Genomic DNA, 20263 nt, shown 5'->3' with positions numbered 1-20263 from the left:
CCAGGGATACGCTATCCCCAGGCTTTGTATATTTTAAACCATAAACCGATATCCCGATCCCCAAACCGTACCTATGTATTGAGGTTTCGATGGGATTTCCTCAATCTTTTCTCTAATTCTGGCTATATGAACCGTTACCGTAGAAGCGTCACTCATCGCATCCATTCCCCATATCCGCTCGAATAGCTCTTCCTTGCCAAATACTCGATTCGGATATTGCACTAGAAACAGAAGCAGGTCAAATTCTTTTTGAGCAAGAACCACTTCATCACCGTTCACAAAAACTCTCCGGGCATCCTTTTGAAGTTCAAGTCCCCGAATTTGGATCGTTGTCCCTTCATTCCCTTTGCCAAATCGCTCTTTCATACGCTCAAACTTCTTAAGATGGGCACCTACACGTGCAACCAGCTCACCTGAGCTGAAAGGCTTTGTAATATAATCGTCCGCACCTAGACCTAAGCCGTTAACCTTGTAAATTTCCTCTGCTCTCGCAGATACCAACAGCACCGGAATATCATCCTGCTCACGGATCGTTCTCAGCACTTCAAACCCATCCATATCGGGCAGCATGATATCTAAGATAACAAGCTTAAACTCTTCCTCTTTGAGCGCCTTCAATCCAGCAGACCCGTTGTTCACCATCTTTACTGAGTAACCGCTTAATTCGAGGTAGTCCCGTTGTAAATTAGCAATACTTTGGTCATCTTCAACAATCAAAATTCTGTTCATCATAACCTCCAAACACATTTAGAATTTTTTCAGTGATATCATAATCCCGGTTCCCTCACCTACCGTGCTTTTAGCCCATATTTTGCCGTCGTGTCCTTCAACGATTTGCTTGGCGATCGCCAACCCCAAACCACTGCCACTTTTTCTTGAGGGATCGACTTGATAGAATCTTTCAAAAATGAAGGGAAGCTTATCCTCTGGTATGCCGTTTCCATTATCCTTTATTTCAATAATAGCAGAAGTTCTAGTTTCCCTAAGGATGATGTCAATCTTGCCATTTTCTTTACGGGCATAGGTCATGGCATTGTCAATAATGTTTTGTACAACCCTCTTTAATCGTTCTCCATCAATTAATACTTTGACAGGCTCCTTGAGTTCATTCATTAAGGTAATCGACACATTTGCTTTTTCACTTTCATATTTATGGTCTGCCACGCAATCCTCGAAATAACTGGCCAGATCACTCTTTTCAAAATGATACGGAAGCTGGTTTAAGTCGAGCTTAGAGTATAAAAGGAGATCATCAATCATCGCATTGACCAAAACTGCCTTGGAACGCGCTGTTTCGAGATACTCCTCCATTTTCTCAGGCGTCTTGGCCACCCCATCAATAATACCTTCAATATATCCTTTAATGGAAGTTACTGGCGTCTTTAAGTCATGAGAAATACTTGAAACAAGAAACTTCCGGTTATCATCATATTTTTGTTGTAAATGAACAGACTCCTTCAACTTAATCCGCATTAATTCCAAGGTTTGGCCCAATTCCCGAATCTCGCCTTCGCCATCTTCCGCAATCTCGCTGCTTAGATCGCCTTCCCTAATTTTGATCGCAGCATCCTTCAACCTGGAAATCGGAATAATAATCCCGCGGGAGAACTTATAGGAAATCCAAAAATTCATCAGCATAAAAACAACCGTGAAAAAGCTGACCGTAAAGATACCAAGCGACCAATATAAATTGGTCTTAATCTTGATTGGCGCAAGCAACAATAGAACACCTCTGTCGCCAGACGGAAGTTTGTAGTCCGTTCGATTAAACATATACATGCTGCCATCAAGCTCTAACTCATCACGATTAGACTCACTGGTCAGCATCAAGCTTTTCTCTATTTCAATCTTGTTAAAATTATGAGTGGTAAACAAAACCTCTCGATTAAGAATAATGATTGCACTCGCATCCAAAACGTTCACACGTTCAGACAACTCTTGTTGGTATTTCTTATCCAAAAGTTCCTCGAACTTAAAGGTCTGCGCTTCTCTTTTGATTTCACTGATGGCTGCCCGGACCTCGAACGTATGTTGAAATTCTTTTATACTGGCTTCGCGCCCAAAAACTTTCGCATACGCTGCAACAAAAATAATGACAGCCAGAATCGTCAATCCAATGGAGAGCAGCACGGCCAATGTATTCATCGTGAAAAAACGTTTCGTTAAGTGCATGTAGTTTCCTTTCTAGACGTCCTTCCTATATATCCTTCTTGTCAAACAAATAATAGCCCGTCGTAAATAACATGATACCACAACCGGACATGATTAGAATCTGGCGGATGATTTTGAAGAAATTGATCGATTCAGAGATCCAGAGTGTATACCAATCAAACATCGATGTAATAAAAAAGCTCGAATACGATGAGAATACAATGCCAAGAAAATTAAATCCAATAAACACAAGGATAGCGAGGAAAAATACAGCCAGTCCTCCCTGAATGAGGTTGGATAACAGTACGACGATCAGTGCAAACACAAATACAGGAAAAAAAGTTAAGCCATAGGACACCATCACTTTAAAAATCCCAACCAAACTGGCAGACGAAGGATTAAAAATAAACCCAGCTAGAAGCGAAAGCACCATAATAAACAATAGGTTACCAGCAATAAATAAAGCTAAATTCAATACCTTAGCGCTAAACACACCGAACCTGGAAACGGGTCTCAATAGGGTTATTTTCATCGTATTCGATGAAGACTCACCATTAAACATATCGATTGCCACAAAAACAGCAAATAGTGGTAATAACGTGTAAGAAATAAACGTTAGTACAGCAATAGGAAATTCTACACTCCCTACTACTCGTAATCCAAAGCCATGCTTAATCGTCGTGACAGCAATTTGACCGATCAGTACGGCAAGAATGGACAATATCGCGGCTGCCATTATTTTTTTCTTTTTGAGCAGCTTCACGGTTTCATTGATAAATGCAGCCTTAAACCCTTCCATTCCTGTCCACCTCACTAACAAAATAATTCTCAAGCGATGAATAGAACGACAGAATATTTTGGGTATATTCGACATTCACCAGCTTGCCGCCATAAATAATACCAATTCTCGTACATGTTAATTCCACATCGTGAATCAAGTGACTTGAAATAAAAAAAGTAGTACCTTCCTGCGAAAGTTGTTTAATCAACTTCCTCATCTCTAGCATGCCTTCTACATCCAACCCATTTAGTGGCTCGTCCAAAATTAACAGTTTCGGTCTGGACAGAATCGCCGCCGCTATACCGAGTCTTTGTTTCATTCCGAGCGAAAACTTTTGGGACTTCTCATTTTTATATTTCAACATTCCCGTGATTTCAAGACATTCATCTATTCTTCGCTGATCAACACCTGGATAGAATCTTGCAAACAACTTTAAATTTTCATTAGCTGTCAAATAGGGGTATGACTCCGCTGTTTCAATAATACAGCCTACATATTTCATGGCATTGACATAATCTTCTGCCACACTCGCTCCGAAAATTTTCACATCGCCTCTGTCAGGCTTCATAAGGCCTGTTATCATCTTCATCGCAGTGGTTTTCCCTGCGCCGTTAGGTCCCAGAAAACCGAAGATATCCCCTTGATCTACATCTAAGTTCAAATCACTAATGCCCCGGCCATTCGTAAATGACTTGGTTAAGCCCGTTATTTCAATCGCCTTGACTGTCAATTCATCTCATCTCCCTAAAAATGCTCAGGAAGCCGCATAAGCAGCCTCCTGAGAATCATTCCTATTCAAATACGCGTCTAAATTCTCCATCATAGAATGGCTTCATGCTGTTACTTTGTTTGTAATCATTTTTATCTCTAATTGCAAGATTCATATCAAAATAAATCTTACCTGGCTGGTTAGGATGTACCATTCCTTGTTTCTGTTCACCTTTTGAATCCGTGTAAGTAAACATAGGAGACGTCGCTAGGTTGTATTCAAAATTAAATGCATCCTTGTTTGGATACTCGCTCTCAAAACCAGGAATGACAGTTTCGGAATACGATCCTGAAATTTTATCGCCTTCTACGTTTGTGATTTTAACTGTTCTCTCACCAATCTTCGTGAATTTACCGTCTTTGTCCATAATAATATCGTTTTGATAGGTTCCCACATATTTAGTGCTGAACCCACTATTCTGACTAACCTTCTCAACCTTAGCCGTGCTAAGATCAGGCTTATTAATCTTCGTACTGCCAATCTCAGACAGCTTTAGCATAACATTGAGGTTTAAGTCATGCTGAACCCCATTTTTATCTTTACCTGACAGCGTGATCTCACCCGTTAGATTTTCTAGATAGCCATTCTTACTTTCATTTGCCGTACCGATAACCTTTTTCACGAAAATATCGCTCTCTATAGCTGGTAAATCTCTTTCATTATCCAGCATTTGTTTAATACCGAAGGAGGATACGGCATTCACGAGTGCCGGCACTTGTGCCTCGGATAAACTTCCAGAAAACACTTTACCGCCGTCTGCTCCTTCTTCAACTTGTACATAATCCTTCAAGGAGCCAACTACGGCATCGACGATTTTCTCTACCTCACTTGCACCTTTTTGATTAAAAGGGTTCTCGAAATCGGCTGGTCCTCTACGGTTTTGGTTCACATCTCCCGAATGATCAAATACATAATATGTATTTTCCAATTCGTTCTTGTCTATCGTTTGCTTCTTGTCGGAATACGTATATCTGGAGGTCGTTTCACCTTTGGCGTTTTTCGTTACCTCTTTATTCTCTTTGACTTGGTTCGCTGTATCCATCTTCTGGAAATTTGAAGATTGGAGTAAAATTTGATCATTATCTTTCAATGTATACATCGTCTCAACCGTGTAGTTGTTAAGACCCTTTTCCATCACAGAAGCCGTATTCTTCACTGAATCCTTCAATCGGTCATATCCAGATCCAAGCAGCGCATCCGCAAATGCCGTAGATACAAATAAACATGCTCCAACGGTAAAAGAAAGTACGGTAATTGATTTTTTACTAAGTTTCATCTCTTTTCTCCTTTATATAGAAATAATTTGCGGGAAACGTTTCCTTACTAGTTATTTTATTATACGCTTATTGAATCCATCTAAATGGATTATTAACAAAGTATTAACTCTTTTTATGTAATGGCGTAGCTGCCAAATTAAACATGTCAGGAGTATGATGAATGATGAGTCAACTTGTAAAACTTTCGAAAGCGAATGTCTTGGGCGCTGCCAATGGCATCATGTTTATGACTTTCTTTGGTGCGCTCTGGTCATCTATTGGTATTGTTGGTTCCCATCAACTTGGAGCTCCATGGCCACTTATGCTATCAGCTATCGTAACCCTTATCTTACTTAGTGGAGCCATTTCACTTTTTGTCAAATCGCGCAGTATACGTCATACTGTAACGCCGGAAGAAAAGGAAGATACCAAACAATTAAATCGCAAATTCGGTTTAATCTTTGGATTAGAAGGTGTTGCTATCTTTCTTGCAAGTGTCATTTGTCAGTCACTCGATCATTTTGAACTCTTTTTCCCCATCATGGCTATGATTGTAGGTATTCATTTCTTTCCTTTAGCTTCCTTATTTCGAGAAAAATTTTATTATGGTACAGGTGGAGTACTCTGTCTACTAGGTATCATTTCTTTAAATATACCAATCGACGGTACGTTTGGCCATGTTTCTCTAGTGCCCCGGTCTATCTTTATCGGCTTCGGCTCCTCTGTAACGCTCTGGGCGACAGGTCTGCGAATCTGGATGATGCTACGTCATAAGCAAAAACAAGCCCCTCATTCCCATCAACATTGATGAGAACGAGAGGCTTGTTTTTGTCTCTAAAATAAATAAAAACCCTTATCTACCAAGGGTTTCCGTACTATGGGCCCAGAGGGACTCGAACCCCCGACCAATCGGTTATGAGCCGACCGCTCTAACCAACTGAGCTATAGGCCCTAATGAAATTTGGTTGCGGGGGCAGGATTTGAACCTGCGGCCTTCGGGTTATGAGCCCGACGAGCTACCGAGCTGCTCCACCCCGCGTCATGTATACCGCTCAACAGCGACAAAAATAAATATACACTAACGGAGATGTCTTAGTCAAGCGTTAATTTTATGCAGATGGAATTGGTTTACGTATTGTATCTGACGCCAAAGCGTCCTTTTTTCGACTTATACACTTCTACTTCTTGCGGGCATTCGTACCCATAGATCCACCAATCTTCTTCCATTCGTTTTGCCAAAACGCCTGCTTGAAACTTCGAATCGTATAATTTCGCCCAGTATATCCAGTTCATGCGTATCCCTCCATGGCTGTCAAATCGTTACATGTAGCTTATCCATAAAAAGGTTCTCTTATTAGCATGTAATGTGCAGACCTACTTTGGGATTTTAAAATGACTATTTGACCATGTGATAAATTAAATGTGAAGGTTTACAGCAATTGCAGGAATTTCCCTGCTTTTGGGGAAGTTAAGTGATGTAGACTATTTTGGTAAAAGAAAAAGGAGAAAACACCCATGATAGAATCAATCAAAAGTTACTTACAAACGCATAGGGATCAACACATAGAGGAACTCATGGCATTTTTGCGGATTCCAAGTGTAAGTGCAGTTGCCGAGCACCAACCGGATATTCAGAAATGCGCGGAGTGGACTGCACAATCTTTACAAAAAGCTGGACTCGAGAACATTGAGATCATGCCTACAAAAGGTCACCCTGTGGTTTATGCCGATTGGTTACATGCGCCCGGTAAACCGACCGTTTTGATCTATGGACATTATGATGTACAGCCCGCTGAGCCATTAGAGTTGTGGGAAACACCTCCTTTTGAACCGATTATCCGTGATAATAAGTTGTTCGGTCGCGGAAGTACAGACGACAAAGGCCAACTCCTCCTCTATGTAAAAGTTGTTGAAGCCTTTCTACAAACACAAGGCTCGCTTCCGGTTAACGTGAAATTCTGCATCGAAGGGGAAGAGGAAATTGCAAGTAAGAATCTTCCAGCCTTCGTTGAAGAACATGCCGCCAAATTACAAGCTGATTCCATTGTACTTTCGGACACACAAATGCACGGCCCTGGCAAACCAGCTCTGATGTATGGACTTCGCGGTTTAGCAGGATTCGAAATCACATTGGATGGTGCCAACAGTGATTTACATTCCGGACTTTTCGGCGGTGCGGTACAAAACCCAATTCACGCTTTGTCCAAGCTTCTCAGTTCTTTTCATGATGAGCATGGCCGTGTGGCTGTAAAAGGTTTTTATGACCGAGTCATTGCGCTTTCGGATAAAGAGAGAGAAGCGTTCAAGCTGGTTGAACCTGATGAGAACAAGGTTAAGTCGAATTTGAGCGTTGCAGAACTCTATGGGGAGCAAGGCTTCTCTTTTTATGAACAAACGACCTCCCGACCTACGCTTGAAATCACATCCGTGAGCGGCGGCTTTCAGGGCGAGGGAATCAAACCTATCATCCCTAATCGTGCTTCAGCCAAAATTGCCTGTCGCTTAGTCGCTGCACAGGTGCCAGAGGAAATTATGGATTTGGTCGAAACCCATATTCATGCCCAAACACTTCCAGGTGTGACCCTCACATTAGATCGCCAATTGCGAGGAAATCCTTTCATTACACCTATCGATGAGCCAGTGATGGTAGCCGCAGCGGAAGCTTATCAAGAGACGTTCGGTGAATGGCCCGTATATACACGCAGCGGAGGATCGATTCCGATTGTCGAAGTGTTAGGACGTGTATTACATGCACCTGTGGTGCTCATGGGGTTTGGACTGCCAGGCGAAAATCTACACGCTCCGAATGAGCATTTCCACCTCATGAATTGGGACAATGGGACAGAGACGATTAGTCGTTACTGGTTGAAGCTTGCGGGTTCGGCTGCAACTACAACAGAATTTAACTAACACCAACAAAGCCAGGGACAAAGGAGTAACGCTATGGGGAAGCCATTACACTTGCGTGATGCACAATTAGATGATTTAGAAGAAATCGTACGTATCTACAATTCAACGATTGCGGGACGTATGGTTACCGCAGATACAGAGCCAGTTACAACAGCTTCACGTGAGCACTGGTTTCATGAACACTCTGCTGACTTCCGCCCGCTATGGGTGCTTGAAAATGAGAACGGCATCTGCGGCTGGCTGAGTTTTCAGTCCTTCTATGGGCGCCCTGCCTATAACGCAACAGCGGAAGTGAGCATTTACGTAGATGAAGCCTCGCGTGGTCAAGGGATCGGACGATACTTGATGGAACAAGCACTTGAAGCTAGTCCTAGGCTTGGGCTCAAATCCTTGCTAGGCTTTATTTTCGGGCACAATGAGCCAAGCCTCCAGCTATTCCGCAAATTCGGTTTCACCAATTGGGCGCATTTGCCTGGTGTCGCTGAGTTAGATGGCGTTGAGCGGGATCTGATTATTCTCGGTAAGCGCGTAGGATAGTCGGCGACTCGAATAAGAAACACGACTGCTCCGTCCTCGGAAAGTCAGAATCTAAAAAGGATGCGAATATACATCTTTTTCCACTAGAAAAGTCGTAGTCTTATAGCAAAGATGCAAATATGCATCTTTTTTCCACCATATTTACCTTTTTATTGAATATAGGTAAAAAAGGATGTATTTTTGCAGTAATTCCTCGATAAACGGTCTATTCTCCTTAAAAAAGATGTATTTTTGCAGTTCTCTACACATAGCGAGAAGCTGAATGGGAACCCAAATAGGGGTAAGCTTCGCTTACCCAAAACCCAAAACTTATAAATTCTGTATACAAAATAAACGCCTACACCGTCCTTCGGGGACGGGAGCGTTTATGTTAAGAAGCGCTGCTCCTCCCTAACTGCGAAATGCGAAATCATTTCGGTGATAAGGAGTTGTGGCGCTTTATTTGTTGGTCGTTATTCCATCTATCCTTTCGTCACAATCGCCTCTACCTCGATCTCAATCAACAATTGTGGGTCAATCAGCGCCTTCACTTCGACCATCGTGGCCACTGGCTGCACTTCGCGGAAATATTCCCCATGCGCCTTGCCGAACTCTTCCCATAACGAAATATCCGTTACAAACATCCGGGTTCGCACCACATCCGAAAGCTGACCACCTAACTCCTGCAACGCTTGTTCAATCGTTTGAAGAATGAATCGCGCTTGCTCATAGGGGTTGCCTACACCAACCACCTCGCCATCCTTCATCGCCGTTGTGCCTGCCACTTCAATTCGATCACCTACACGAATGGCTCGGCAATAGCCGACCACAGGTTCCCAAGGCGAGCCCGTAAATACTCTAGTTCGATTCATCGCTTGTGAGGCCCCCTACGTTATAAGTAAGCTGCTAATTTCGCTTGTAAACCCTCTGTCACAGGCAAAAGGGGTAACCGTAACGCGCCAGACGCGATGACGCCTTGTTGTTGAAGCAACCATTTGATCGGAGCTGGATTCGGCTCTTGAAATAGCAGACGAATCAGCGGTAACAACTCCGCAAATTCCCGATGACTCTGGGCATGTGCCCCCTCAACAAAGCTGCGGATAAAAGATACGAACTTCTCTGTCTCCACATTCGCTGACGCACTCATGACACCCTTGGCTCCAGCCTGTAGCGCAGCATATAGCAAAGTGTCTTCGCCACACAGAACTGGTTTTGAACCTAGTCTAGTCAACTCCGTAACAAGTTCAATATTCGGTGTACTATCCTTCATCCCAATGACACCATTTATATCCAAAATAGAACGCACGGTATCAAGCTCAAGTGTCACACCTGTACGATGCGGCACTTCATACAAGATGACTGGCACACCAACCTCCGCCACCCGACGAAAATGTTCAATAATCCCCTGCTGACTTGGCTTGTTATAATAAGGAACCACAACTAGTACGGCTTCCGCACCTAGTTTGCCTGCTTCCTCTGTTTTTCGTACGGTTGAACGTGTATCATTCGTTCCTGTTCCTACAATGATAGGCACATCAGCATGTGCTGCTTCACGAGCGGCTTGTGCGGCAGCAAATAAAACACCCAACTCGTCTTGCGAAATGGTTGGTGATTCTCCCGTTGTCCCGTTGACGACCAACCCATCTATTTCATCTTGAAACAAGTTATACGATTGATTATAAAAGGATGCGGCATCCACTTCAAATTCTTCATCAAAGGGGGTAATGATGGGTACATAAATCCCCAGTAGGTCTTTTTCTTGTAGCAAAATAACCATCTCCCTGCATCGTTTGTTTGTACATTTACTTTAGCATGGAACTTAACATCACAGTTAGCTATAATAAATGATAGAACTCATCAAAAATATTGATAATAAAGGGAGGAAAATCATGGATCTGACCTATTTCCGCACCTTTCGGGAAGTTGCCCGCCGGAGAAGCTTTACACGTGCTGCAGAGGAATTGGGCTATGCGCAATCAAGCATTACGATGCAAATTCAAAAACTGGAACGTGAATATGGTGTCCCTTTATTCGAAAGGTATGGCCGACAATTGCGTCTTACTCCTCCCGGTGAAAGCTTACTTGTGCTAACACAACAAATGCTGGAGCTATATGATCAATCCAAAGAAATGATAGCCAATCAAGTCAGTGGAACGTTGACAATCGGGACGATAAACTCGTTAGCTGCGTATTATTTGCCTCCTTTTTTGCATGAGCTGAAACAACTCCACCCTGGGCTGAATATCCAACTTTTTCCTGACAGTGAATCCTCTATCCTCAACAAGGTCAAAGAAGGAGACTATGATATTGGACTTTTGTTGGATCAATATCCTGCTGACCCTACTCTCGCGTGTACACGTATCCGGGAAGAACAACTCGTGATTATAGCGCCTCTGGACCACCCTTTGGCGAAACAACCGCAGATTGAACTTACGGACCTTGGTCATACAGAATTTATCGTTACAGAAAATGGCTGTATCTATCGTGGGAAGTTCGAACGGTTGCTGAAGGACAATGCAGTTGCTTTACAGATCGGCTTTGAGTTAGGCAATATCGAAACGATCAAACACTGTGTCATGAGTGGCTAAGGGCTCGCGCTATTACCCCATATCACCGTTGCGAGTGAACTAGCTAGCGGCACACTCGTAAAGCTCCCTTTTACCCATACACAGCTTTCTGTGGACTTACAAGTCATCCTTCATCCGAAAAAATGGATGTCACAGCCCCTGCATACATTCCTTCAATTGCTAACGAAAACACAACTATCGCAATAACGTAAAAAAGAAGCTCTCCTTTGCGAAAAGGTAGAGCTTCTTCTAATTATAAGATTTGCACCCCAATGTGGTGCCGAATGTACGGTAACCTGCATGGTTTCGCCAAATCTTGTCGTCTGTTACAAGACCACTATAGTATAGAGGAATCCTACACCATTCGTCAAATCTCTTCACAGAAGCTTCAATTATACGCCGTAAGCGGATGGATTAACTCTCCATGAACGCAAGAGTTCCATATCTTCGGACTGGATCTTCCCTTTTTCCAAAGCGACCTCAAGCAAAGTTGAGTAGTTTGAAAGCGTATGAAGAGGCATTTCAGCCGCCGCGAACGCATCTGTCGCTTTATCCAGTTGGTAGGAGAAAATCGCAAGCACGCCAAGTGCTTCTGCCCCTGCGTCTTTTACTGCAACAGCTGCTTTCAATGAGCTTCCACCTGTGGAGATCAGATCTTCGATAACTATGACCTTTTGACCTGGCTTCACGCTGCCTTCGATCAGGTTCTCTTTGCCATGCCCTTTCGCTTTGTCGCGAATGTAAATCATCGGAAGGCCTAGCTTTTGAGCTACCCAAGCAGCATGAGGGATACCAGCCGTAGCTGTTCCTGCAACAACCTCAGTCTCTGGGAACTTCTCTTTGATCAACTGGGCGAAGCCATCAGCAATCGCTTCGCGAATCGCTGGGTGGGACATCGTCAAACGGTTATCACAATAAATCGGTGATTTCAATCCCGATGTCCACGTAAAAGGTTGTTGCGGACGAAGCGCTACCGCTTCAATATCTAATAACGACGCTGCAATATGCTGCGCGATGGTTTCTAGTTTACTCATACACGTTCACCGTTCCTTTCAAGGTTATAAAGCAAATGCCTACACGATTGAATCAATAATCGCTTCAATCGCTGCTCTCGGATCCGCTGCGCCTGTGATCGGACGCCCGATCACAACGTAGTCCGTCCCCTGCGCAAACGCCTCAGCCGGCGTCATGATGCGCGACTGGTCGCCTACGTCAGCCCCCGCCGGGCGGATGCCTGGCGTCACGGTGACGAAGCCGTCACCGCACGCCGCCTTAATCGCCGTCACCTCAAGCGGTGACGCGACGACCCCTTGGAGCCCCGCGGCTTGCGCCAATCGGGCATACCGAATGACGGCCTGCTCGGTTGTACCGGCAAGGCCGATTTCGTCATTCAGCACCTGCTGCGAGGTGCTGGTCAACTGCGTCACGCCGATGACGATCGGGCGTGCTGCCCCAACTGCTAGCCCCTTGTCGATCCCCTCCAAGGCGGCCTCCATCATGTACTTGCCTCCGGCTGCATGCACATTGAACACATCAACCCCTAGGCGCGTCACGCTCTCCGCCCCGCCCTTGACCGTGTTCGGAATGTCGTGCATCTTCACGTCGAGGAACACCTTATAGCCGCGATCCTTCAGACTCGCGACAAAGGTAGGACCTGCAGCATAAAACAGCTGCATTCCTACCTTTACATAACACGGAATGCCTTCGAGCTGCTTAAGCAGCTCTTGGGCACTTTCCGCGTTCGCGTAGTCCAAGGCGACCATAATGCGTCCGGTAACATCGTTGCGAGTTAACGTACTCATCTTTGGCACCGTCCTTTAGACATGTATTGGCATTGCACGTGAGGAGAAGTTGATAGCTTCAAGCATATTCACTAGCGCTCTTACAGTATCAAGGGATGTCATACACACGACACCGTTCTCTACTGCTTCACGACGAATACGGAAACCGTCACGCTCAGGCGTTTTGCCCTTAGTTAACGTGTTCACGACGAACTGAGCATCACCGCTGCGGATGAGGTCAAGAATGTTCGGTGAACCTTCGCTAAGCTTGTTAACAGTCGTTACTGGAAGACCTGCTTGTGCAATCGCTTCTGCAGTTCCGCCTGTTGCAATGATTTTGTAGCCAAGACGGTAGAAACCTTTCAAGATTTCAATCGCTTCTTCTTTATCTTTATCCGCTACAGTTACCACGACGGAACCCGCAGCAGGAATCTTCATACCAGCACCGATAAGGCCTTTGTATAGGGCTTTTGCAAAGTTAACATCACGACCCATAACCTCACCAGTGGACTTCATTTCTGGCCCGAGTGTTGTATCTACACGGCGAAGCTTCGCGAAGGAGAATACAGGCACTTTGACAGAAACATATTTATCTTCTGGCCATAGACCACTTTGGTAACCCATATCGGCAAGTGATTGACCCATGATTACGCGTGTTGCCACGTTCGCCATTGGGATGTTCGTCACTTTGCTTAAGAAAGGTACTGTTCTGGATGAACGCGGGTTAACCTCGATCACATACACTTGATCGTTATGAATAACGAACTGGATGTTTACAAGACCAACGACATTCAGCTCTAGACCGATTTTCGTCGTGATATCAATGATTTGTTGCTTAATCTCATCCGAGATGGATTGTGGTGGATAAACCGCAATGGAGTCACCAGAGTGAACCCCTGCGCGTTCCACGTGTTCCATGATCCCTGGGATTAGAACCGTTTCTCTATCACAGATCGCGTCAACCTCTACCTCTTTACCAAGCATGTAGCGGTCAATTAGAACCGGATGTTCTGGGTTAATTTTCACCGCATACTCCATGTAGCTCAAAAGCTCTTCATCCGAGTAGACGATTTCCATAGCACGTCCACCAAGTACATAAGAAGGACGAACGATAACCGGATAACCAAATTTCGCTGCTGTACCTACCGCTTGATCAACAGAAGTTACTGTACCACCTGGAGGCTGTGCAACTGAAATTTTGCTTAAAAGTGCTTCGAATTTCTTACGATCTTCCGCTGTATCGATACTTTCAAGGTCAGAACCTAAGATGCGTACGCCAGCTTTGTGTAGTGGTGCTGCCAAGTTAATCGCAGTTTGTCCACCGAATTGTACGATAACACCGATAGGTTGCTCACGCTCGATAACGTTCATCACATCTTCGAAGAACAATGGCTCGAAGTACAAGCGATCTGATGTGTTAAAGTCCGTTGAAACTGTTTCTGGGTTGTTGTTGATAATTACCGCTTCGTAACCAGCTGCTTGAATCGCCCACACAGCGTGAACCGTGGAGTAGTCGAACTCGATCCCTTGACCGATACGAATTGGACCCGATCCTAGAACAACAACTTTTTGCTTCGTCGTTTCAGTCACTTCATCTTCTTGCTCATATGTGGAGTAGTAGTAAGGCGTTGAAGCTTCGAACTCAGCTGCGCACGTATCTACCATTTTGTATACAGGCTTGATGTTATGTTGCAAACGGAATGCTCTTACATCTGCTTCTTTCGTGAAAGTCGAGCAACCAGCCAATGTACGAATTTCCGCTACAGCACGGTCTGTAAAGCCTTTACGCTTAATGTCGAAAATATGTTCAGCCGTCAGATCACTACCTGAAATTTCAGCTTCAAAAGCGATCAAAGCGCCTACTTTGTTCAAGAACCACCAGTCAATTTTCGTCAAATTTTGCAGTTGCTCCACGGTATATCCTCTGCGGAACGCTTCTGCTAGTAAGAACAGACGCTCATCATCTGGTTTTTGAAGACGAAGTTCTAATGTTTCTTTATCCAGCAAATCCGTTTCTTTCAAGAATAAGCGGTGAACGCCGATTTCAAGGGAGCGGACAGCTTTTTGAATGGACTCTTCGAAAGTACGACCAATCGCCATAACTTCGCCTGTCGCTTTCATTTGTGTACCTAGTTTACGGTTAGCCGCAGTAAATTTATCGAACGGCCAGCGTGGGATTTTGGATACGATGTAATCGAGTGCTGGTTCGAAGCAAGCATACGTTTGCCCAGTTACTGGGTTAACAAGCTCATCAAGCGTGTAACCAATTGCAATTTTTGCTGCCATTTTCGCAATCGGATAGCCCGTTGCTTTGGAAGCAAGCGCCGATGAACGGCTAACTCGCGGGTTAACTTCGATGACGTAGTATTGGAAGCTATGTGGATCAAGCGCGTACTGTACGTTACAGCCGCCTTCAATGTTTAAGGCACGAATGATTTTCAAGGATGCGGAACGCAGCATTTGGTACTCGCGGTCCGACAACGTTTGGCTAGGTGCTACTACGATACTATCGCCTGTATGTACGCCAACTGGATCAAAGTTCTCCATGTTACACACAACGATACAGTTATCGTTCGCATCACGCATAACTTCGTACTCGACTTCTTTCATACCCGCAATACTGCGCTCTACAAGACACTGACCAATTGGGCTGTAACGAATCCCGGAAGCAACGATTTCCGTAAGTTCTTCCATCGTGTTACAGATACCGCCGCCTGTTCCACCTAGTGTGTAGGCAGGACGGATAATGATCGGGAAGCCGATTTCATTTGCAAAATCAACCGCTTGAGCCACTGTCGTTACGATAACGCTATCTGGTACCGGTTGCTCTAGTTCTCTCATCAAGTCTCTGAAAAGATCACGATCTTCCGCTTTCTCAATCGCTGTCAGCTGTGTTCCTAGAAGCTTCACGTTCTCGCTCTCAAGAACGCCTGCACGAGCTAGTTCAACGGCCATGTTCAGACCCGTTTGACCACCTAATGTTGGTAGCAAACCATCTGGACGCTCTTGACGAATAATTTGTGTCACGAACTCCAACGTGATCGGCTCGATGTATACTTTATCAGCCATGTTCGTATCTGTCATGATCGTAGCTGGGTTGCTGTTAATCAGGATAACTTCCATGCCTTCTTCTTTCAATGCTTGACAAGCTTGCGTACCCGCGTAGTCGAACTCTGCCGCTTGACCGATAACGATCGGACCGGAACCGATCACGAGAATCTTTTTGAGTGTATTGTTTTTAGGCATTTTGCAGTTCCTCCTTCACAGATGTCGATGCCGTGGAAGCATTCCACTGAGCAAGCATTTGCGCTTGGCGCGGCTGCTGTGGGTTATCTAGTTTGTGCTGACGAATCAGCGAGATGAAATCATCGAACAGGTAGCTGGAGTCGAATGGTCCAGGAGCTGCCTCTGGGTGATATTGAACTGAGAATGCTGGGTACTGCTTATGGCGTAAGCCTTCGATCGTGCGATCGTTATTGTTAATGTGGGTCACTTCAAGGTTCGTTCCTTGAACGGAATCTTCCTTCACCGTGTAGCCATGGTTTTGCGATGTAATGTAACAACGTCCGGAGATCAAATCTTTAACCGGATGGTTACCGCCGCGGTGACCGAACTTCAATTTATCTGTATCAGCGCCGCAAGCTAGTGCGAACAATTGGTGGCCTAAGCAAATTCCGAATAGTGGAATGTCGCCAAGCAAGCCTTTAATCATTTCAACTGCGTGTGGAACATCTTTGGGATCCCCAGGGCCGTTAGAAAGCAATACGCCGTCAGGTGCTAAGCGACGAATTTGTTCAGCTGTTGCGTTTTGTGGAACAACCACAACATCACAATCACGCTTGCTTAGATCGCGGATAATCCCGCTTTTTGCTCCGAAGTCAACAAGTACAATACGCTCTTTGTGGCCAGGCGCACCGAACACGCTTTTCGTAGAAACACGGGAAACTTGATCCGTCATAAGCGGTGTGTTTTTCAATGTTGCCATTAATTCCTCAACGGATTTATTGGACGTAGTGATGATGCTTTTCATAACGCCATAGTGACGAATTTTACGAGTCAACATGCGTGTGTCGATGCCGCTGATTCCTACGATGCCGTATTCTTTCAACAGGCTGCCAAGTGTGTACTGAGCTCTCCAGTTACTTGGGATTTCTTCATGCTCACGCACAACGAAACCATGGATGAATGGACGCACGGATTCGAAGTCATCGCGAATTACACCGTAGTTCCCTTGTAGTGGATAGGTCATCGTTACGATCTGTCCACAGTATGAAGGATCCGAAAGTACCTCTTGATAACCTGTCATCCCTGTATTGAATACTACCTCGCCGACGGATTCACCTTCACTACCGAACGATTTTCCTGTAAAAAGAGTGCCGTCTTCCAGCAACAATCTTGCCTGCATGTTCTTTCAACTCCTTCGCTATTGTCAGGCGGTTCTCACGAACCGCAGATGTCATGCTTACGATAATACATATCACGGACTTGCATAAACATAAATCTTCTTGTATAAATATACACGATTTTTCATTCATCGTATAGATGCTTCTCATGATTTGGGCTTTAAATTTAAGGCTATTTCTTGAACTTAGGAGTAAACAACTTTACCCGAAGCAATCGTGACAACTGGCCAACCTTGCAGCTCCCAACCGATGAATGGGGTGTTCTTGCTGCGGGAAACGATTTCTTCCTTGGAAACCGCGCGTGTTGTATCCAAATCAACGATCGTAATGTCAGCCGCGCTGCCCACTTCCAAAGTTCCGTACGGAAGTCCGAATACATCAGCAGGTTTTTTCGTCATACGATCTACAAGGAACCCAAGTGTCCATTTTCCTGTAAGCACGAATTTTGTATAAAGCAAGGAGAATGCTGTTTCGAAACCTAGGATACCGAATGGTGCCAACAACATGCCTTTCGCCTTCTCTTCTTCGGTATGCGGCGCATGGTCTGTTACGATAATGTCGATCGTGCCATCTTCTAACGCTTCGATAACAGCCTGTACATCACGTGGTGTACGAAGCGGCGGGTTCATTTTCCAGTTCGCGTCCATCCCTGGAATGTCTTCTTCGGAAAGAAGCAGATGATGCGGGCACACTTCTGCAGTAACCTTGATGCCGAACTGTTTCGCGTGACGGATCAATCGAACGGATTGCTCTGTGCTGACGTGACATACGTGGTAGTGTACCCCAGTTGCTTCCGCTAGCAACACATCGCGGCCAACATGAATCGCTTCGGATTCGTTCGGGATCCCTTTCAGGCCATGCTTCGTTGCGAATGTCCCCTCGTTTACCGGCGCGCCTACAACCAAAGTGTCATCTTCGCAGTGAGCGATGATCGGCATGCCAAGTGATGCAGCTAATGCCATCGCATCTTTCATCATTTGGGCGCTTTGAACACCTACGCCATCATCGGTATAACCGATAACGCCTGCTTCTTTCAATGCTGCGAAGTCAGTTAATTCACGACCTAGCTCGTTTTTCGTGATCGTTCCGTAAGGAATGACACGAACGACGCCTTCTGTAGCCGCTTTGTCCAATATGTAGTTAACGGTGTCTACGGTATCGATAACCGGGCGTGTATTCGGCATACAAGCGATTGTTGTAAAACCACCTCTTGCAGCAGAACGAGTACCCGTAGCAATGTTTTCTTTATGTTCAAAGCCAGGCTCTCTCAAATGAACGTGCATATCAATGAATCCCGGTGATACAAGCTTGCCTCCAGCATCAATGATTTCATGATGAACTGTTTGCGGGGTCTCACCTGTCGTAGCATCTATAACCTGTGCGATTTTATCATTCTCTACTAAAATGTGTTTCTTCGTCTCTACATTATTAACATCAACGGTAAGTCCGTTCAGAATCCAAATTCCCATTGTGATATTGTCCTCCTAGTATTCGTTTGGGGTCCCCGCAAAGTAATCGGAATCAACTTCAGAGCTTGGCTTCACTTTGTGGGGATTTATAGGGATCTTTGATCGGAGATCAAAGTCTCTCCTTTTATGATAATGCTCGTTCGATGACAGCCATGCGAATCGGCACGCCGTGAGCAATTTGGGTGAAGATTTTAGACTTCTCATGTTCAACAAGCTCGTCATCCAATTCAACATTGCGATTAACAGGTGCAGGATGCATGATAATGGCATGTGGCGCCATACGGCTGGCACGTTCTACAGTTAACCCATATTGTGCGCGATATTCTTCGGCTGAGTTCAACAATCCTGTGTCATGGCGTTCTAACTGGACACGAAGCATCATTACGACGTCTGCTTTCAAAGCTTCCTCAAAGCTGACATATGGCGCGAACTCCGCTAGCTCGGGAGCCTGCATACTAGCAGGAGCACAGAACTGTACTTTGGCCCCTAAGGCGATCAAGCCCCAGAGGTTTGATCGCGCTACGCGGCTGTGCAGGATGTCTCCGATGATGGAGACGGTCAAACCTTTGATCGCGCCGAATTGCTTGCGCATCGTATAGAAATCAAGCAGCGCTTGCGTTGGATGCTCGTTGTTGCCATCCCCTGCGTTGATGAGCGGGATTTTGATTTTCTCAGCGAGCTCTTGCAGCACGCCATTCGGCTTTAGACGAATCACACCTGCGTCAATCCCCATGGATTCAAGCGTGCGAACCGTATCGTAGATGGACTCACCTTTTTGCACACTGGATTCAGCTGACGAGAAGTTCAGCACATCTGCACCTAAACGTTTTTGCGCTAGCTCGAAGGAGAACCGGGTTCTTGTACTATTTTCAAAAAATAAGTTGGACACGAATTTCCCATTGAATTGGTTATTTACTTTGTTAGGGCTTTGTTCCCAATAGGCTGCACGATCAAGAATGCTTGTGATCTCCTCTGCACTTACGCCTTTCAGTCCCAAGAAATGTCTAGTTGTATATGTGCTCACGCTACTCACTCCTGTTTCCCCCTTTGGATAATAACTTCATCCTTATCATCAATTTCCGTTAGCATCACTTCAATGCTCTCACTTTTGGACGTCGGTACATTCTTACCTACATAATCAGGCCGAATCGGAAGCTCTCGATGCCCTCTATCCACAAGTACAGCCAGTTGAATCATTTGCGGTCTGCCTAAATCAATGAGCGCATCCATCGCAGCCCTTACCGTTCTTCCGGTATAGAGCACATCATCGAAAAGGATGATTTTGCGATCTTGGATTTGCATTTTGCCGCCTTCTTGCACATTCTCCACCGACCTGACTTTCACGCGATCATCGCGATACGACGTGATGTCAATCTCTCCTACCGGAATCGGTACGCCTTCAATTTCTAAAATCCGTTCTGCTACTCGCTTCGCTAAGTAAATGCCTCGGGTCCGAATACCAATCAAGGTACAATTTTCTACACCTTTATTCTTTTCCAGTATCTCGTGTGCAATCCGCGTAAGTGCTCTACGAATTCCCATTTCATCAATAATGGTGTGTTCGGTGGTCTCATTCATCGATTTCGCCTCCTGGCAAAACTATCTTCGTCAGCATTCACATACGTTTTCTGGTGGTAAAACCAAAAAACTCCTTGCCCAA

General features: G+C 45.1%; 18 protein-coding genes, 2 tRNA genes and 1 pseudogene. 4 read left to right on the top strand and 17 right to left on the bottom strand.

Translation table 11 applies throughout. The annotated features are described in order from the left end of the window. Positions 1 to 33: 33 nt before the first annotated feature. The 5 genes from J2736_RS12910 to J2736_RS12890 all read right to left on the bottom strand — a co-directional run bounded on the left by J2736_RS12910 (position 34) and on the right by J2736_RS12890 (position 4977). Positions 34 to 729, bottom strand: coding sequence for a response regulator transcription factor (locus J2736_RS12910; protein WP_310499116.1), 696 nt, complete (start codon positions 727 to 729; stop codon positions 34 to 36). An 18-nt stretch (positions 730 to 747) separates the two neighbouring features. Beyond that, entirely contained in the window at positions 748 to 2145 is a 1398-nt protein-coding gene (locus J2736_RS12905) for a sensor histidine kinase (RefSeq protein ID WP_310227110.1), read from the bottom strand. Positions 2146 to 2197: 52 nt separating this feature from the next. Further along, complete coding sequence (locus J2736_RS12900; protein WP_310227109.1) at positions 2198 to 2950, bottom strand: ABC transporter permease; 753 nt, start codon at positions 2948 to 2950, stop codon at positions 2198 to 2200. Further along, complete coding sequence (locus J2736_RS12895; RefSeq protein ID WP_310227107.1) at positions 2937 to 3662, bottom strand: ABC transporter ATP-binding protein; 726 nt, start codon at positions 3660 to 3662, stop codon at positions 2937 to 2939. The genes J2736_RS12900 and J2736_RS12895 overlap by 14 nt, the downstream gene beginning before the upstream one ends. A 61-nt stretch (positions 3663 to 3723) precedes the next feature. After that, a complete protein-coding gene (locus tag J2736_RS12890) occupies positions 3724 to 4977 on the bottom strand; it encodes a hypothetical protein (protein WP_310227105.1) in 1254 nt (417 codons plus the stop codon). A 161-nt stretch (positions 4978 to 5138) separates the two neighbouring features. Between J2736_RS12890 and J2736_RS12885 the strand changes: the two genes are divergently transcribed. Then, positions 5139 to 5765 carry a DUF7010 family protein gene (locus tag J2736_RS12885; RefSeq protein ID WP_310227103.1) on the top strand — a complete coding sequence of 209 codons (627 nt, stop codon included), beginning with the start codon at positions 5139 to 5141 and terminating at the stop codon, positions 5763 to 5765. Positions 5766 to 5835: 70 nt separating this feature from the next. Here J2736_RS12885 and J2736_RS12880 read toward each other — a convergent pair. The 3 genes from J2736_RS12880 to J2736_RS12870 all read right to left on the bottom strand — a co-directional run bounded on the left by J2736_RS12880 (position 5836) and on the right by J2736_RS12870 (position 6250). Then, positions 5836 to 5909, bottom strand: a tRNA-Ile gene (locus J2736_RS12880). Positions 5910 to 5919: 10 nt separating this feature from the next. Beyond that, positions 5920 to 5996 (bottom strand) — tRNA-Met (locus J2736_RS12875). 89 nt (positions 5997 to 6085) lie between these two features. Continuing rightward, positions 6086 to 6250, bottom strand: coding sequence for a hypothetical protein (locus J2736_RS12870; RefSeq protein ID WP_164483565.1), 165 nt, complete (start codon positions 6248 to 6250; stop codon positions 6086 to 6088). A 222-nt stretch (positions 6251 to 6472) separates the two neighbouring features. On the opposite strand from J2736_RS12870, the gene J2736_RS12865 reads away from it, so the two are divergent. Both J2736_RS12865 and J2736_RS12860 read left to right on the top strand, forming a co-directional pair. Beyond that, positions 6473 to 7867, top strand: coding sequence for a dipeptidase (locus J2736_RS12865; protein WP_310227100.1), 1395 nt, complete (start codon positions 6473 to 6475; stop codon positions 7865 to 7867). A gap of 33 nt (positions 7868 to 7900) precedes the next feature. After that, positions 7901 to 8404 (top strand): GNAT family N-acetyltransferase, encoded by a 504-nt coding sequence (locus J2736_RS12860; RefSeq protein WP_310227098.1) that lies wholly within the window; start codon positions 7901 to 7903, stop codon positions 8402 to 8404. 461 nt (positions 8405 to 8865) lie between these two features. On the opposite strand, the gene J2736_RS12855 is transcribed toward J2736_RS12860, so the two are convergent. Continuing rightward, positions 8866 to 9255, bottom strand: coding sequence for a RidA family protein (locus J2736_RS12855; RefSeq protein ID WP_310227096.1), 390 nt, complete (start codon positions 9253 to 9255; stop codon positions 8866 to 8868). Positions 9256 to 9275: 20 nt separating this feature from the next. Continuing rightward, entirely contained in the window at positions 9276 to 10160 is an 885-nt protein-coding gene (gene dapA, locus J2736_RS12850; protein ID WP_310227094.1) for a 4-hydroxy-tetrahydrodipicolinate synthase, read from the bottom strand. A 67-nt stretch (positions 10161 to 10227) separates the two neighbouring features. On the opposite strand from dapA, the pseudogene J2736_RS12845 reads away from it, so the two are divergent. Next, positions 10228 to 11157, top strand: a pseudogene (locus J2736_RS12845) (LysR family transcriptional regulator). Between the two features lie 185 nt (positions 11158 to 11342). Here J2736_RS12845 and pyrE read toward each other — a convergent pair. The 7 genes from pyrE to pyrR form a co-directional block, all read right to left on the bottom strand. Continuing rightward, a complete protein-coding gene (gene pyrE, locus J2736_RS12840) occupies positions 11343 to 11984 on the bottom strand; it encodes an orotate phosphoribosyltransferase (protein WP_310227092.1) in 642 nt (213 codons plus the stop codon). A gap of 39 nt (positions 11985 to 12023) precedes the next feature. Further along, the gene (gene pyrF / locus J2736_RS12835; protein ID WP_310227090.1) at positions 12024 to 12752 is read right to left on the bottom strand and encodes an orotidine-5'-phosphate decarboxylase; all 729 of its coding nucleotides are present in this window, start codon (positions 12750 to 12752) and stop codon (positions 12024 to 12026) included. 15 nt (positions 12753 to 12767) lie between these two features. Beyond that, positions 12768 to 15977, bottom strand: coding sequence for a carbamoyl-phosphate synthase large subunit (carB, locus tag J2736_RS12830; protein ID WP_310227088.1), 3210 nt, complete (start codon positions 15975 to 15977; stop codon positions 12768 to 12770). After that, entirely contained in the window at positions 15970 to 17136 is a 1167-nt protein-coding gene (gene carA / locus J2736_RS12825) for a glutamine-hydrolyzing carbamoyl-phosphate synthase small subunit (RefSeq protein ID WP_310227087.1), read from the bottom strand. Before carA ends, carB begins: the two co-directional genes overlap by 8 nt. A 183-nt stretch (positions 17137 to 17319) precedes the next feature. Then, positions 17320 to 18603: a dihydroorotase gene (locus J2736_RS12820; RefSeq protein ID WP_310227085.1), complete on the bottom strand. Its 1284-nt coding sequence runs from the start codon at positions 18601 to 18603 to the stop codon at positions 17320 to 17322. Between the two features lie 124 nt (positions 18604 to 18727). Further along, on the bottom strand, positions 18728 to 19636 hold the full coding sequence (locus J2736_RS12815) for an aspartate carbamoyltransferase catalytic subunit (protein ID WP_310227082.1): 909 nt from the start codon (positions 19634 to 19636) through the stop codon (positions 18728 to 18730). After that, positions 19633 to 20181: a bifunctional pyr operon transcriptional regulator/uracil phosphoribosyltransferase PyrR gene (gene pyrR, locus J2736_RS12810; RefSeq protein WP_056612614.1), complete on the bottom strand. Its 549-nt coding sequence runs from the start codon at positions 20179 to 20181 to the stop codon at positions 19633 to 19635. The genes J2736_RS12815 and pyrR overlap by 4 nt, the downstream gene beginning before the upstream one ends. Positions 20182 to 20263 lie beyond the last annotated feature (82 nt).

It is taken from the genome of Paenibacillus qinlingensis (assembly GCF_031455095.1).
In the GTDB taxonomy this organism is placed as follows: domain Bacteria; phylum Bacillota; class Bacilli; order Paenibacillales; family NBRC-103111; genus Paenibacillus_E; species Paenibacillus_E qinlingensis_A.
Note: the sequence above shows the minus strand (reverse complement) of the source record. Positions and strands in the feature narration are given on the sequence as shown.

Bases quoted from the DNA above. Each gene is read 5' to 3' on its own strand.
- J2736_RS12890 (WP_310227105.1), bottom strand. From the start codon at position 4,977: ATGAAACTTAGTAAAAAATCAATTACCGTACTTTCTTTTACCGTTGGA.
- pyrF (WP_310227090.1), bottom strand. From the start codon at position 12,752: ATGAGTACGTTAACTCGCAACGATGTTACCGGACGCATTATGGTCGCC.
- J2736_RS12900 (WP_310227109.1), bottom strand. From the start codon at position 2,950: ATGGAAGGGTTTAAGGCTGCATTTATCAATGAAACCGTGAAGCTGCTC.
- J2736_RS12870 (WP_164483565.1), bottom strand. From the start codon at position 6,250: ATGAACTGGATATACTGGGCGAAATTATACGATTCGAAGTTTCAAGCA.
- J2736_RS12910 (WP_310499116.1), bottom strand. From the start codon at position 729: ATGAACAGAATTTTGATTGTTGAAGATGACCAAAGTATTGCTAATTTA.
- carB (WP_310227088.1), bottom strand. From the start codon at position 15,977: ATGCCTAAAAACAATACACTCAAAAAGATTCTCGTGATCGGTTCCGGT.
- pyrR (WP_056612614.1), bottom strand. From the start codon at position 20,181: ATGAATGAGACCACCGAACACACCATTATTGATGAAATGGGAATTCGT.
- dapA (WP_310227094.1), bottom strand. From the start codon at position 10,160: ATGGTTATTTTGCTACAAGAAAAAGACCTACTGGGGATTTATGTACCC.
- J2736_RS12855 (WP_310227096.1), bottom strand. From the start codon at position 9,255: ATGAATCGAACTAGAGTATTTACGGGCTCGCCTTGGGAACCTGTGGTC.
- J2736_RS12820 (WP_310227085.1), bottom strand. From the start codon at position 18,603: ATGGGAATTTGGATTCTGAACGGACTTACCGTTGATGTTAATAATGTA.
- carA (WP_310227087.1), bottom strand. From the start codon at position 17,136: ATGCAGGCAAGATTGTTGCTGGAAGACGGCACTCTTTTTACAGGAAAA.
- J2736_RS12865 (WP_310227100.1), top strand. From the start codon at position 6,473: ATGATAGAATCAATCAAAAGTTACTTACAAACGCATAGGGATCAACAC.
- J2736_RS12885 (WP_310227103.1), top strand. From the start codon at position 5,139: ATGATGAGTCAACTTGTAAAACTTTCGAAAGCGAATGTCTTGGGCGCT.
- J2736_RS12905 (WP_310227110.1), bottom strand. From the start codon at position 2,145: ATGAATACATTGGCCGTGCTGCTCTCCATTGGATTGACGATTCTGGCT.
- J2736_RS12860 (WP_310227098.1), top strand. From the start codon at position 7,901: ATGGGGAAGCCATTACACTTGCGTGATGCACAATTAGATGATTTAGAA.
- pyrE (WP_310227092.1), bottom strand. From the start codon at position 11,984: ATGAGTAAACTAGAAACCATCGCGCAGCATATTGCAGCGTCGTTATTA.